This is a genomic window from Oerskovia sp. NPDC056781 (genome assembly GCF_042789955.1).
GTDB lineage: Bacteria > Actinomycetota > Actinomycetes > Actinomycetales > Cellulomonadaceae > Oerskovia > Oerskovia rustica.
In genome coordinates this window covers 1-12,685 of the sequence record NZ_JBHUAD010000114.1, presented here as the reverse complement: position 1 = coordinate 12,685, position 12,685 = coordinate 1, and the positions used below count along the sequence as shown (strand labels likewise).

The 12,685-nt window shown below is 67.9% G+C and carries 11 protein-coding genes and 2 tRNA genes; 6 read left to right on the top strand and 7 right to left on the bottom strand.

What is annotated here, in order from left to right; genetic code table 11:
* Positions 1-918: 918 nt before the first annotated feature.
* The 3 genes from ACFRCR_RS11285 to ACFRCR_RS11275 all read right to left on the bottom strand — a co-directional run bounded on the left by ACFRCR_RS11285 (position 919) and on the right by ACFRCR_RS11275 (position 5,350).
* Positions 919-1,926 (bottom strand): DUF3644 domain-containing protein, encoded by a 1,008-nt coding sequence (locus ACFRCR_RS11285; RefSeq protein ID WP_377677589.1) that lies wholly within the window; start codon positions 1,924-1,926, stop codon positions 919-921.
* Positions 1,926-4,781, bottom strand: coding sequence for a DNA methyltransferase (locus tag ACFRCR_RS11280; protein WP_377677587.1), 2,856 nt, complete (start codon positions 4,779-4,781; stop codon positions 1,926-1,928). The genes ACFRCR_RS11285 and ACFRCR_RS11280 overlap by 1 nt, the downstream gene beginning before the upstream one ends.
* 104 nt (positions 4,782-4,885) lie before the next feature.
* Entirely contained in the window at positions 4,886-5,350 is a 465-nt protein-coding gene (locus ACFRCR_RS11275; protein ID WP_377677586.1) for an inositol monophosphatase family protein, read from the bottom strand.
* Here ACFRCR_RS11275 and ACFRCR_RS11270 point away from each other — a divergent pair.
* Genes ACFRCR_RS11270 through ACFRCR_RS11260 form a run of 3 tightly spaced genes read left to right on the top strand, consistent with a single transcriptional unit; the run spans position 5,349 to position 6,769 of the window.
* Positions 5,349-5,555, top strand: a complete 207-nt coding sequence (locus tag ACFRCR_RS11270) for a helix-turn-helix transcriptional regulator (protein WP_377677584.1) — start codon at positions 5,349-5,351, stop codon at positions 5,553-5,555. The genes ACFRCR_RS11275 and ACFRCR_RS11270 overlap by 2 nt on opposite strands.
* Positions 5,552-6,415 carry a hypothetical protein gene (locus ACFRCR_RS11265; protein WP_377677583.1) on the top strand — a complete coding sequence of 288 codons (864 nt, stop codon included), beginning with the start codon at positions 5,552-5,554 and terminating at the stop codon, positions 6,413-6,415. Before ACFRCR_RS11270 ends, ACFRCR_RS11265 begins: the two co-directional genes overlap by 4 nt.
* Before the next feature lie 30 nt (positions 6,416-6,445).
* Complete coding sequence (locus ACFRCR_RS11260; protein WP_377677581.1) at positions 6,446-6,769, top strand: tyrosine-type recombinase/integrase; 324 nt, start codon at positions 6,446-6,448, stop codon at positions 6,767-6,769.
* A 98-nt stretch (positions 6,770-6,867) separates the two neighbouring features.
* On the opposite strand, the gene ACFRCR_RS11255 is transcribed toward ACFRCR_RS11260, so the two are convergent.
* A tRNA-Arg gene (locus ACFRCR_RS11255) sits at positions 6,868-6,940 on the bottom strand.
* 294 nt (positions 6,941-7,234) lie between these two features.
* Here ACFRCR_RS11255 and ACFRCR_RS11250 point away from each other — a divergent pair.
* Positions 7,235-7,972, top strand: a complete 738-nt coding sequence (locus ACFRCR_RS11250) for a fumarylacetoacetate hydrolase family protein (RefSeq protein ID WP_377677579.1) — start codon at positions 7,235-7,237, stop codon at positions 7,970-7,972.
* 15 nt (positions 7,973-7,987) lie between these two features.
* Here the strand turns inward: ACFRCR_RS11250 and ACFRCR_RS11245 are convergent, their stop codons facing one another.
* Together ACFRCR_RS11245 and ACFRCR_RS11240 are read right to left on the bottom strand one after the other, a co-directional pair.
* Positions 7,988-9,160, bottom strand: coding sequence for a DUF418 domain-containing protein (locus ACFRCR_RS11245; protein WP_377677577.1), 1,173 nt, complete (start codon positions 9,158-9,160; stop codon positions 7,988-7,990).
* A 128-nt stretch (positions 9,161-9,288) separates the two neighbouring features.
* Positions 9,289-9,888 carry a TetR/AcrR family transcriptional regulator gene (locus ACFRCR_RS11240; protein WP_377677575.1) on the bottom strand — a complete coding sequence of 200 codons (600 nt, stop codon included), beginning with the start codon at positions 9,886-9,888 and terminating at the stop codon, positions 9,289-9,291.
* A gap of 175 nt (positions 9,889-10,063) precedes the next feature.
* Here ACFRCR_RS11240 and ACFRCR_RS11235 point away from each other — a divergent pair, with 175 nt between their 5' ends.
* Together ACFRCR_RS11235 and ACFRCR_RS11230 are read left to right on the top strand one after the other, a co-directional pair.
* Positions 10,064-10,903, top strand: coding sequence for an ABC transporter ATP-binding protein (locus tag ACFRCR_RS11235; protein WP_377677574.1), 840 nt, complete (start codon positions 10,064-10,066; stop codon positions 10,901-10,903).
* Positions 10,900-12,264: an FtsX-like permease family protein gene (locus ACFRCR_RS11230; RefSeq protein ID WP_377677572.1), complete on the top strand. Its 1,365-nt coding sequence runs from the start codon at positions 10,900-10,902 to the stop codon at positions 12,262-12,264. The genes ACFRCR_RS11235 and ACFRCR_RS11230 overlap by 4 nt, the downstream gene beginning before the upstream one ends.
* A gap of 177 nt (positions 12,265-12,441) precedes the next feature.
* Here the strand turns inward: ACFRCR_RS11230 and ACFRCR_RS11225 are convergent.
* Positions 12,442-12,530, bottom strand: a tRNA-Ser gene (locus tag ACFRCR_RS11225).
* Positions 12,531-12,685: the final 155 nt, after the last annotated feature.

The window sequence follows — 12,685 nt, the reverse complement described above, 5'->3', positions numbered from 1 at the left end:
CTGCTGGCGCCCCACCGACCGGCTACCTCTCAGGCAAGGTCGAACCACTTCGCTGGGCGCACCACGAGGGGCTCAGCCCACCGTGCAGGCTGGCCCCATCGACATCCGCTCGGAGACGACACACCAAGTCGCTGGACAGCCCCCCACGTCGTCCGCTTCCTGCCACGGGCGGATCGTCACCGGTGCCCGATGCGCGGCAGGCCCGTTGCTACGACCTGCTGCTGTCACAACGACGAACGGCCCCACTCTGTCGAGTGGAGCCGTTGGTCAGGTGCGTGCGCCCGGAGGGATTCGAACCCCCAACCTTCTGATCCGTAGGAACACGGTGGCGAGCTCTCCCGCAGGATCCCGCGGTTCCCTTCGCGGGGTTCGCCCGGGAAACTGGCCCTCGGGCGAGGAGATCGCGTCGTTTGGCGGGGAGGACGGCGGGGAGCCGAGCGTCGGCATCGGTGGGCACACTCGGAGGCGCCGTACCGATAGCGGAGCACAAGAGGCTGTCGGAGTCCTGGGTCAAGGGTGGCCGCAGGCCATCGCAGCGCGACGCCGCAGGCGCCCTGGACGCAGGGCGGAGACGGCCGGATGCTCGGCTGTCGGTGCGGAGCCGGATGGCACGACGAAGGTGTCGGCAACCACCGACGACGTGAGGGCGGTCCCGGAACAGCTCGGGGCCGCCCTTCGCCGTGGCGGCTGGACAGGTGGGCCTGCGCCGCGGGGTGCGCGCAGCGAGCTTGCGAGCGGAGCGCGGGGCCCTGCGACGCCAGCCCACCCGGGAGGCCGCCCGCGCGGCGAAGCCGCGCGCTTGAGTCAGTAGCGAAAGTTCTCACCGACTCAGGGAATGCCATCCAGGGGGGACAACGCGAGGGTTTCAGTGCAATCTTGAGCATGGGGCGAAAGAACGGATCGAAAGTTCCTGGAGCTCTAACGCCCTTGACGCACGCGGGCCCTGTCCGCAATATACTCAGCGCGAATCCGTTCAACGTCAGCATCGACAATCGAGACCAGGTACGATACTGCCTCACCAGACCAAACGTGAGTAGCACCGTTGCTATGCTTCCACGCATACTTCGGATTAGACCGCAGCGGCTCCTTCCAGCAAATCGCCTGGAGATCGAACGAGGTGAGTTCTCTACCCGCGCGCTTCTCGTTTACCTTTTCCAGCAGCTTCGCAAAACTGAATGGGTGGGTTTGGTTCGGATCGGTCTTGCGCACAACCACCTGACCATCACCGGTTGCTGAAATCGCGACAACAAGGTCGGCACTCGTGATCTTCTTTGTCGACCGCATGTGAATGTCGTAGACGGTCGCAACGCGGGACATGTCTGCCCCCGCTCGCTCCGCAGTGTCCATGTACCCTCGGAGCTCCCCAATGAACTGCTCAACTTCTGCGACCATCGGTGCACTCTTATCCACCTTCATGAACTTAACCACGTCCGCAGGAGCAGTTGCGCCAAGTGGAAGGAGTTGCCATGTTATCGACTCAGCAAGATCCTTCTGGAACTTTTCGAGCATGAAGTCACGGAAGTTCAGGACGTTCTGCTGGAGAAACGGATAGATCACCGCCCCGAGGCCCTGAGCATTGTAAAGATGGATTGCACGGTCGCGATACTCAGACAGCGCCTTGATGTTTGCCGTGATCGCGGGGCCGTCGATACTTTTCGGCCACAGCGCGTGTCCATTCAATCGACCGAGCGCATCATCTAGAGTGACCGATCGGTAGCGCTCCCCGCGCTTCTTTGTATAGAAGATCGATCGATTCTCCCGCCGGAGCGCCGCCTTCAGTGCGAGTTCCCAGGCGTTGACAACTAGCATCACCGTAACTTCGTCACGATAAGTCATCCGAGGCTTATTATAGACCTCAATCGCAGACAGCATGGCCGCGAGCGAGTTGTCAACCAGGCGTTTGATTGAGACATACGGCGCACCCATCAGACGGCGTCCGACACAATCCGAGCAGCATTGCGGACCTTAGTCGGTAGCCCCTGGAGCAGCAGTTCGTATCGCTTCACGATAGCCTTCATGCGGTCTGCCTCGGTGGGACGCGACAGCCCGTATAGCCCATCGATTTCCGCATCGAGTGCTTGATGCCTGCGACGGAGGCCGCGCGGCATGGCGAGCGGGTCATACATCGCGGCAAGAGTCTCCCCGATCGCCTCCCGCTCGTCGAGAATCCCCCGAACCGCCACTTCAATCCTTGCCTGTTGCGCGACGTTCGGGACCACGAAGGGAAATGGGAAGTACATCAAGCCGGGGCTGATCGAGAAGTCGGACTTGAGCCTCCCAGCATATGTCCTAATCCACGCCATGAACATTGAGGATTGGAGGTATCCAAAATGCCACAGCTCGTGCGTGTTCCACACGATCAACTTATTCCCGGCAATATCGTCCGGACCAAAGAACCGGCCGGGAATCCACTCCCGGTTCTCCGAAGAAACCTCAGGAAGAGCGATATATCGCCCCTCGGGTTGGCGGATCTGGGTGAACAACGCAGGTGTGTCCGCCTGCTGCTGAACGCTGAGAGTGGGCGACTCCAACCGAGCCTTCTTGACTTGCCGCAGCCGGTCGCGGAGGAGCCTGGACCCACGCAGGTCTGACGGAGGCGCGTCGACCAACCACAAGCACCACCGAGGCTGGACATTTCCGAGGAGTTCGTCGCCTTGGTAGAACCTGCGCAGGTACTTGGAAGCGATAGTGTCGTGCGCCAGCTCTGCGTACTGATCGACGGTGACCAGCAGCCCGCCCCTCCCGTCGGTGGGCTGCGATCCCTTGGAGGCCAACGGCATACCGTCGACCATTGGGCGAGACAACTTGACCGGCGCGAGATCCGCAGCATCGACAAGGTAGAAGTTGATGCGGCCCGGCTGGGTTTCGACGGGGTCGCCCTTCGCGTGCGGATAGTCGAACAGTTGCTTTCTTGAGGCTCTGTCCACTGCGGAGAATCCAATAATGACCACCATGACTGATGCCGCCTCTGGCGCCTCGGACGTCCAAAGGAACGTGCGGTGCCCGAAGTCAACTTTGAAGCCATAGCGATCGAACAGTGGCACGAAGGTTCGGGCTTGCTCGCCCTGGGTTAGCGAGTTGGTGGAGACGAAAGCCGCCCGACCCTTGGAGCCCTGCAGCATCGCGATCGCTCGTGCATACCAGCAGGCCACGTAGTCAAGGCGACCGGTGCGCAAATCTCGCGCATCGACACTCTCGAAGACGTGCGTTCTATCTTCCTGTTGGGCGGCGGTCATGCGGTTCATGCCGATGAATGGCGGGTTGCCCAGGATGATTAAATTGTCTGCCGACTGACCTGCGGCTAGCCCCGCTACTGCCCGCCAGTCGACGCGGAGCGCATTCTTTCGTGCGATCTTGGTAGAAATCTCGATAGGAAGACGGTCCGGCATTACACCGAACTCCTCCGCAAGCCTGATGTTCTCCTGGTGGTCTACGAGGAACATCGCGGTCTCAGCGATCATCGCCGGCCACTCCTCGATCTCGATACCTACGAACTGGTCCATGGTCACGTCGAGCATCGTGGAGGGATCGATGACGTCCTGCTGGAACCTCTGGCCGGGTGTCGTCGCGGCTTCCACGCGGAGGTCACGGAGCCGGATCATCACCTCAAGTTCAAGGCGTCGGAGTTCCCGGTAGGCAATAATTAGGAAGTTGCCGCAGCCGCAAGCAGGGTCGAGGAAGCGCCAGGTTCCGAGTTGCTTCTTAAACTCACGAAGGCGGCGAGCGTCATTCCTGATCACGTCGAACCTTGCGCGCAACTCGTCGAGAAACAGAGGCTGAACCACCCGCATGATGTTCTTTTCGGTGGTGTAATGCTCGCCCATCGTCCGCCGCGCCGTGCGGTCCTTGACCGACTGAAACATCGAACCGAACACGGCGGGGCTGATCTTGGACCAGTCGAACGCAGCCGCCTCCAGCAGTTTGGACCGCATCGATCGGTTGAAGAATGGGAATCGTACTTGCTCCGAGAACAGGTGTCCGTTCACATAAGGGAATCTGATCATCAACTCATCGGCGTGCCTCGGTCGGCGGTTCTCTGGCGTGTCGAGGATCGAGAACAGAGCGGCGAGTTGGGCACCAAGGTCGGACCCATCTCGCGAGGTCCGCGTCTCCAGCAACTCCAGGAACAATCCCTTCGACCACATACCCGTGTCATCGCCGAACATGAGGAACAGCAGGCGGGCGAGCAAGACCGAGGCGTCGTGGTCCGGGTACCCGTCCTGTTCCAGTTCCGCGTACAGCTCGCCCATCAACTTGGCGGCGGAGATGTTGGCGAGGGACTCCTGCTCATCCGAGAACTTCCGCTGCTCATACCCCGCAATGAACATGAAGCGGTCGATCTCTCGCTCCAGGTCATGGAGGTAGATCGTGACCGGTTGCGCGCCTACCTCACGCATGTCGAGGATCCGGATGCGCTTGAAGTCCGACGTGATCACAACCTGAGGGATGTTCTCCTGCTCCAGGTCGTCGAGGTAGTCGATCGCCTGGGCCTCAGCGGCGTCGAGGGGCTTGTCCGCCGACTTGTGCTCAACGACGAGTACGCCGGGCCAGTACAGGTCGATGCGCCCATCCTTCCCGGTGGACGTCCGTTTCACGTGCCTCTCAAACAGCGCGACCCTTCGCCGGTCCACTCCGAAGACCGCCAGGAACTCGTTCCAGAATGTCTGAGCCTCGGCCTGCTCTGAGGACTCGCCTGCCCATCGATGTGCGAACTCCCGCGCGTTCTGGCGGATCTCGTTCCAGGAGGGAAGCTTCGTGATGGACTGCGACTGTGGGGGCACGGTCCGGAGAGTACCGAATGCCGATGACATCGGCCCGCAGGCCCTCCGAGGCGGCACCCGTTGAGCGGAAATTCACCCGATACGTGCGGTCGGGGCAGTTGCGTCTATTCGAGTATGGTCACGACGCAGTCGTGAACGCTGGGCGTAGCGGCTAACACGTCAGGCCCATCAAGCGTGTAGGCGCTGCCGTCCAGGTGTGTGACCGTCGCGCCCGCGGCGACCGAGATTGCGATCCCTGCGGTGTCGTCCCAAGCCCGGTTCGCGTCGATGACGACCGCGTCGAGCCGGCCAGCCGCCAGCCACGCTAAGTCTGTCGCGGCGGAGCCGAGCATGCGAACGCGACCGACGGATGCAGCGAGCTTCCTGAGAAGGGCGAGACGCCGGGCGTTCTTCTCGTCACTGCTAGGGCCAGAGGCGAAGTCGCCGAAGGAGACGATGGCGTCACGGGTACGGGTCGAGACGTGCGCTGTCAGCCTCGGGCGGTGCTCGGACGGGCAGCCGTGGCGTCTCGACCTCAGCGGTCGGCACACGCTTGTCGTCGGCCGCACCGGCTCGGGGGAACAGCTCATGAGCACACTCACCGGCGAGTCACTGGTTCTGACGCAGGCCGAGGTGGCAGCCCTTCTCCGGATTCCGGAGACGACGTTGCAGGACCTCGCGAGGCGGGGGCACGGCTCGATCCCGCGCGCGTGGAAGGTCGGGAGAGCATGGCGGTGGCTCGCGTCGGACGTGGACGCGTTCATCGCCTCACGGGGCGAGCGGCAGGCACCGTGAGCGTCAAGAAGCGCGTCTACTCGTACACGGGCGACAACGGTGAGTCCCGCACGCGTACCGTCTGGCGCGCCCGCGTCTGGACCTACCCGCCGCACGGTCCCCGCCGGGAGGTCGAGGAAGAGTTCTCGACACGCGCCCAGGCCGACGCATGGGAGCGCAAGCAGCACGACTCGGCCCGAGGGCGAAACCTGGACCTCGAACGCACCCGGTTGTCCGACTCGGGACTCTGGGAGCGTGCCGAACCGGTCCTCCGACGCCGGCTCGCACCCCGGACGTTCAGCTACTACCGCGACGGGTGGAACGCACGCGTGATCAAGACCTTCGGCACCATGAAGGTCGGTGACATCTCCGTCGGTGAGGTCGAGCGCGCTCAGGCGGAGTGGGCACGGACCGGCAGCGTCCACACAGCGCGGCAAGCACGATTCGCCCTGTCGGCCGTGCTGGGCGTCGCCGTTCGGGACGGGCTGCTCTCCGCGAACTCCGCGAGGTCTGCGACGTCGTCGAACGCCGAGAAGCGCCACCGCCAGGAGCGCAAGGTCGGCATGACGCTCACCCCAGCGCAGCTCGCGTCCCTCGTCGAAGCGGTCCGTGAGCTGCAGAACGGTGAGCCCTACGTGGTGATGGTCGACCTCATGGGGTCCGCCGGACTCCGCTACGGCGAGGCTGCCGCGCAGGTAGGTGATGTCGACCTCGTGCGCGGGCTGCTCAGGATTCAGCGTTCCGTCTCCGAGATGACGAAGGACGACGGCGACCTCGCGGCCGGCTACTCGCGTGAAGGCAACCTGGTCTGGGGGCCACCCAAAGGGGGGCAAGAGCCGCCTGGTCCCGATTCCGAGGCACCTGGTCGGCCCGTTGAGTGAGTGCTCGCCAAGCAGCCCCGGTCAGCTCAGGTGTTCCGATCGGAGCGGACCGGCTACGTGATCCGGGGGAACGTCCTGAAGTCCAAGGCCAAGGCGACCAAGGGCAACGGAGAGACGGTCCAGGGATGGACCGCGTTCGTCGCCTGGCTCGGGTTCGCGGGATTCCGCGTGCACGATCTGCGGGCCACAGCCGCAACGAACATGCTCGCAGCGGGCGTCCCTCCGCACGTCGTGCGTGACATCCTGGGACACGAGGACATCAAGGTGACGAACGGCTACGCGCGGCCCCACGACGATGCGTTCACCCGGGCTGTGGAGTCGCTGGCGGCCTACTCGCAGCGGGGCGGTGTGTGACTGTGGCGGGGAACGCGACGGGGAGCACTCTCAATCAGCCCAGGAACGACGAAGGCGCGGCCCCTGGTCTCCCAGGAACCGCGCCGATTCGCGTACTGTGCGCCCGGAGGGATTCGAACCCCCAACCTTCTGATCCGTAGTCAGATGCTCTATCCGTTGAGCTACGGGCGCCCGGCTGTTCGTGATTTCTCTTGAGCAGCCGTCGAGAAGACTACAACGAGATTCGCCGGATACTCAAACCGATGCGGCCTGACCAGCCGCTTCGTGACGCACGACACCTTGAGCGCCTCTCGTCGAGGCTGCCTGACGGTCGGCGAAGCGCTCGACAGAGCACACCTCGGCGCGAGCACGCCCAGCAACATCGGACGTCATACGTCCTGTAGTCTCACACCAGCCGGCACGACCGCGCTGACGCACGCGGGCGAACGCCCGCGGACCGATCGCCCGCAGACGGAGGACCCCACCGTGAGACTCGCCCGGATCGACACCCCTACCGGCCCTCGCCCCGTCGTCCAGGACGGCGAGACGTGGGCCGTGGTCGTGGACCACCACGCCCCGGTCCTCGAGCGCACGGGCGAGACCCACCCCGTCGACGGCGCGCGCCTCCTCGCTCCGTGCGAGCCACGGGTCGTGCTCGGCATGGCGCACAACAGCGGTCCGGCGGACCGCCTCGTCCCGCCGCAGGCGTTCACCAAGTCGGCGCGCACCGTGATCGGCCCCGGCGAGCCCGTGCGCCTCGACCCGGCCGCGGGCAAGGTCGTGGTCGAGGGCGAGCTCGCGATCGTCATCGGACGGACCGCCCGCCACCTGACGCCCGAGCAGGTCCCCGGCGTGATCCTCGGCTGGACCGTGGGCAACGACGTCACGGCGTACGAGCAGAGCGCGCTCGACGACAAGTTCACGCAGTCCAAGAACGGCGACGGCTTCACGCCGCTCGGCCCGTGGATCGAGACGTCGATCGCGAGCCCGGGCGACCTCGCGATCGACGTCCAGGTCGACGGCGCCACGCAGGCCGAGGCGTCGACGTCGGGTCTCGCGTGGGACGTCGTCGAACAGCTCGTCTACCTGACGTCGCACCTGACCCTCGGCCCGGGCGACGTGGTCCTCACGGGGTCGCCGAGCACGTCGGCGCACGTGGTGCCGGGCCAGACCTCCTCCATCACGATCGAGGGCGTCGGGACGCTCACGAACCCGATCGTCTGACCTGACCGCCGTGGCTCAGCGCGGCGCCCGCCACCGTGGGCGTCGCCCGTTCGTGACCCACCGCAGCACCCACTCGAGCGGCCCATAGGCGTGCCGCCCGAGCCACCACCGGCTCACGACGAGCTGGGCCGCGAAGACGACCGCCACGAGCCCGAGCACCGCCACGGGCGCGACCTGGTCCACGAGCCCCAGCCCGTAGCCCGTGAAGACGAGCGCGAGCACGACCGACTGGCCGACGTAGCCCGTGAGCGCCATGCGTCCGGCCGGCGCGATCGAGTCTCGTACGCGCGGCGAGCGCCGGAACAGCGCGAGGCACCCGACGACGTACGCGGCGGTCAGGAACGGGGCGGTGAGCTGCCCGACGCCGAACGCGAGCGTCTCGAGCCCTCCTCCCGGTGCGCGCACCACGGTCCAGGCGTAGAAGATCCCGCCCGCCAGCCCGAGCGTCAGACCGAGTCCCAGCGACCACCGCACCGCGGCACGTGGCAGCACGCGGGCGAACAGCTCGTGCCGCCCGGCCGCGAACCCGAAGAAGAACATCGCGAGCGCGCTCGGCCCCTGGAGGAGGACGATCGCCGCCAGGACCTCTGTGCGGTGCCCCGCGGTGAAGGCGAACGTCTCCCCCGCGTCGCCCCCGAACGCGGTCGCCTTCGCGAGAGCCTCGCCGCCCCCCGCCCCCGGAGGAGCCGCCGCGTAGCCTGCGGCGAGCTGGAGCACTCCGAGCCCCACCCACAGGATCGCCACGGCCGCGAGCAGCGCGCTCCCGAGGACCACAGCTCGACGCGGGGTCATGTGCCTGGACACCAGGAGCACGAGGGCGAGCCCCGCGTAGACCACGAGGATCTCGCCGGAGTAGAGCGCGACGCCGTGCACCGCCCCCAGGACGGCGAGCCCGAGGACCCGCCGGAGCATCCTCCCCACGAACGAGACGCCGTCCCGCTCGGCCGAGGCCATCTGGAGCGTGAACGAGTAGCCGAAGAGGAACGAGAAGAGCAGGTAGAACTTGGTCTCGAACAGGGCGGCGACCCCGAACCGCACGGCGTGGTCGAACGGGTCGTCGAACGCGGGGTTCCCGCTCGCCGTCGCGTAGTACGGGTCCGCGAACGCCCACACGTTGACCGCGAGGATCCCGAGGAACGCAAAGGCTCGCAGCGCGTCGACGTCGGCGAGCCGTCGCCCCTGGCCCACCGGTCCCGTTGCGCCCGCTGAGCCCGTCCCGCCCACTGCCCCCGCAGCGCCGCGGTCCCCTGCCCCCGCAGGACCGTCGACGACCGCAGGTGCGCGTCCCGCCGCACCCCGCGCCCCCTGCCCCGCACTCACGACTCGCCCGCCAGGAGCGCGGTCGCCACGCGCCGCAACGTGGGGCTCTGCGCGCCGGCGTCGAACCCGGGGTCCGCGGCGACGCGCGCGAAGACGCCGTCGACCAGTGCCGCGAGCCAGGTCGCCCCTTCCTCGACGGACAGCGTCGTCGCGACCTGCCCGGTCCGGACCCCCGCGGCCAGCAGTGCGGCGAGGGCCGCGCGGAAGGCGCGGTCGCCGGCCTGCATGCGCTGCTGCACGTCCTCGTCGCGATGGGCGAGCGCGGAGATCTCGAGCGCGAGCCCGGCCGCGACGGGGTCGGACGCCAGTCGGCAGACCTCGTCGAGGAGCGCGAGCAGCGCCTCCCAGGGGTCGTCGGCGTGCGCGAGCTCACTCACCTCGGTCGCGGTGCGCTCGGCGTCCCGGTCGACGACGGCGAGCAGCACGTCGTGCTTGGTCGGGAAGTAGTGGAAGAGGTTGCCGGCGCTCATGCCCGCTGCTGCGCAGATGTCGGCCGTGCGGGTCGCGTCGTAGCCGCGCTCGGCGAAGCAGGTCTCCGCAGCGTCGAGCAGTGCTGACCGGCGAGCGGCACGCTGCTCCTCGTCGACCGTTCTCATGACCTCTCCTATCTTTGACTGAGCGCTCACTCAAAGATACAGCCCCCTCTGGGGCCGGGCAAGCCCCGTACGCCGCGAGGACGGCGACCGGTCCCCCCAGGGCATGACCCGCCGTCGGGCAGGTCCACACCGTGGCCGGACGCGGCGCACCCCGTCCTCGCCGAAGGATGGGAGCATGACGAACCTCGGCCCTGCCCCCTCGACCGGCTCGCCCCTCGTCGCCTCCGGGCTGACGAAGGTCTACGGCACCGACCACACCGCCACGCACGCCCTCGCGGGCGTCTCCCTCACGGTCTCGCCCGGCGAGTCCGTCGCCATCATGGGCCCTTCCGGCTCGGGCAAGACGACGCTCCTGCACTGCCTCGCGGGGATCCTGAAGCCCACCTCGGGCGCGGTGTCCTGGCGCGGCGAGGACCTGACGACCCTGAGCGAGGGCCGTCGCACGGCCCTGCGCCGCCAGGACTTCGGCTTCGTGTTCCAGTCGGGCCAGCTCCTGCCCGAGCTCCCCGCGGTCGAGAACGCCGCCCTGCCGCTCATGCTCGCGGGCACCCCGCGCGCCGAGGCCACGCAGGTCGCGGCGGCCTGGCTCGCGCACCTGGGCCTGGCCGGCATGGAGCAGCGCCGGCCGGGCGAGCTCTCGGGCGGCCAGGCCCAGCGCGTCGCGATCGCGCGCGCCCTCGTCGGGTCCCCCGGCGTCGTGTTCGCCGACGAGCCCACGGGCGCGCTCGACCAGGGCACGGGGGCCGAGGTGCTGTCGGTCCTCACGACCGCGGTCGAGGCGTCGGGCGCGGCGCTCGTGATCGTCACGCACGACGCGGGCGTGGCCCGCTACTGCTCGCGCACGGTCACGATGCGCGACGGCCGCATCTCGGGCGAGTTCCACGCGGCTCCCGCACAACAGGCCTCCCCGCAGGCCCAGGTGCCCGACGGCGCCACGCGCGCCGCGATGGCCGCGCACCCCGCGAACGGCTCACCCGCGGCGCAGCACGACCCGACGCAGGGAGCGGCCCGATGAAGGCCACCCTCGACCTGTGGTGGCTCCTGCGCCGCCGCAGCTCCGACAGCCGCGACCCCCAGGGGCTGACCAACGTCCTGGCGATCATCGCGTTCGCCGCGACGACCGCGATCCTGCTCGTCGTCGTCGGTGGCGTGGGGGCCTTCCTGGGGCGTGCCGGCGGGATCGAGGGCATGAGGGACGGGACGGGGGCCGACGTCACCTCGTACGACGTCCAGTACCCGGTCTTCGCGGCCATCGCCGCACTCCTCCTGCTCATCCCGCTCGTCACGCTGGGCGGGGCGGCGGCCCGTCTCGCCGTGGCCCGTCGGGACGCCCGTCTGGCGTCCCTGCGTCTGGCCGGGGCGACGACCGGGCAGGTCGCGACCCTCACGGTCCTCGACGCGGCTGCTCAGGCGCTCGTGGGCGCCCTGGTGGGGCTCGTGGGCTACGCGGCCCTGCTGCCGCTGGTCGCACAGCTGCGCTTCCAGGGCCGCACGTTCGAGATCTCCGAGCTGTGGGTCGGCGTGCCCGCGCTGCTGCTCGCGGTCGTGGGCGTCGTGCTCGTCGCCCTGTTCTCGGCGGCCGTCTCGCTGCGCCGGGTCGCGATCACTCCCCTGGGCGTCGCGGCCCGCGTGACACCGCCCGGCATGAAGGCCGTGCGGCTGATCAGCATGGGACTGGCCTTCGTCGCCATGATCGTCGCGACGAACGTGTCGTTCGGCAGCGACGCCGTGGGGATCACGATCCTCGTGCTGGTCCTCGTGGCCGGGTTCGCGACGCTCAACGTCGTCGGCCCGTTCGTCATCTGGGTCGTGGGGCGGATCACCGCTCACCGCGCGAAGGGGGTGCCGACGCTCCTCGCGGGCCGCCGCATCGTCGACTCGCCCAAGACGGCGTGGCGCTCGGTCGGCGGGGTCGCGCTCGCGACGTTCATCGCGGGCATGACGAGCATCTTCGCGCTCTTCGACCCGAGCATGGGCGCCGACGCGAGCGAGGCCCAGTTCATGGGCGACCTCAAGACGGGCGGCTTCCTCACGCTCGCGATCGCGGGCGTGCTGGCCGCGGTGTCGACGGGAGTCATGCAGGCGGGGCGCGTGATCGACCAGCGCGGCGAGTACCGCGCGCTGACCCTCGCGGGCACCGACCTCAAGACCCTCGACAAGGCGCGCCTGCGCGAGACCGTGATCCCCCTCGCGGCGAGCGTCGGCCTCGCGACGACCGGCGCCCTGATGTTCATGGCACCGATCATCGGGCTCAACGCCTTCGCGAACGTCGACGTGATGCTGCAGTTCCTGGCGTGCGTCGCGGGAGCCTCGGCGCTCGTCCTGGCAGGGGCGGCCGCGTCGCGGTTCGTGGTGCGGTCGGCCATGGCGGCCTGACGTCATGCGGTAGCCGATCCCGGGCTCTCGCCGCGCAGACCGGCGCCCGACGGCGGAGCTCACGTCCCGCCGTCGGGCAGCCGTGTGCGGGGGGTGAGGTCTCGGGGCGGCGCTTCGGGGCGCCGTTCCGGGCAACAGAAAAGGCCCCGGGCCTGACGCAGCCGGGACCTTCCTGAGCGGAGACGGAGGGATTTGAACCCTCGAACGGGTTGCCCCGTTACCACCTTAGCAGGGTGGCGCACTAGACCTGACTATGCGACGTCTCCATGCTCGGATGCTAGGCACCGAGCGTCGCAAGGCTACCTTCTCGGGGCGCTGCGGAGCAAAACAGAGGCGCGAGGGGCGGCGTTCCGCGCCCTGCCGCCCTCTGCCGCCACGCGTCGCCCCGGCCCAGCACGGCCGGAGCCGCCCTCCTCGTGGC

Excerpts from the sequence above, each read along its gene's own strand:
- ACFRCR_RS11285 (WP_377677589.1), bottom strand. The coding sequence starts at position 1,926 with ATGGGTGCGCCGTATGTCTCAATCAAACGCCTGGTTGACAACTCGCTC.
- ACFRCR_RS11270 (WP_377677584.1), top strand. The coding sequence starts at position 5,349 with ATGAGCACACTCACCGGCGAGTCACTGGTTCTGACGCAGGCCGAGGTG.
- ACFRCR_RS11235 (WP_377677574.1), top strand. The coding sequence starts at position 10,064 with ATGACGAACCTCGGCCCTGCCCCCTCGACCGGCTCGCCCCTCGTCGCC.
- ACFRCR_RS11230 (WP_377677572.1), top strand. The coding sequence starts at position 10,900 with ATGAAGGCCACCCTCGACCTGTGGTGGCTCCTGCGCCGCCGCAGCTCC.
- ACFRCR_RS11275 (WP_377677586.1), bottom strand. The coding sequence starts at position 5,350 with ATGAGCTGTTCCCCCGAGCCGGTGCGGCCGACGACAAGCGTGTGCCGA.
- ACFRCR_RS11240 (WP_377677575.1), bottom strand. The coding sequence starts at position 9,888 with ATGAGAACGGTCGACGAGGAGCAGCGTGCCGCTCGCCGGTCAGCACTG.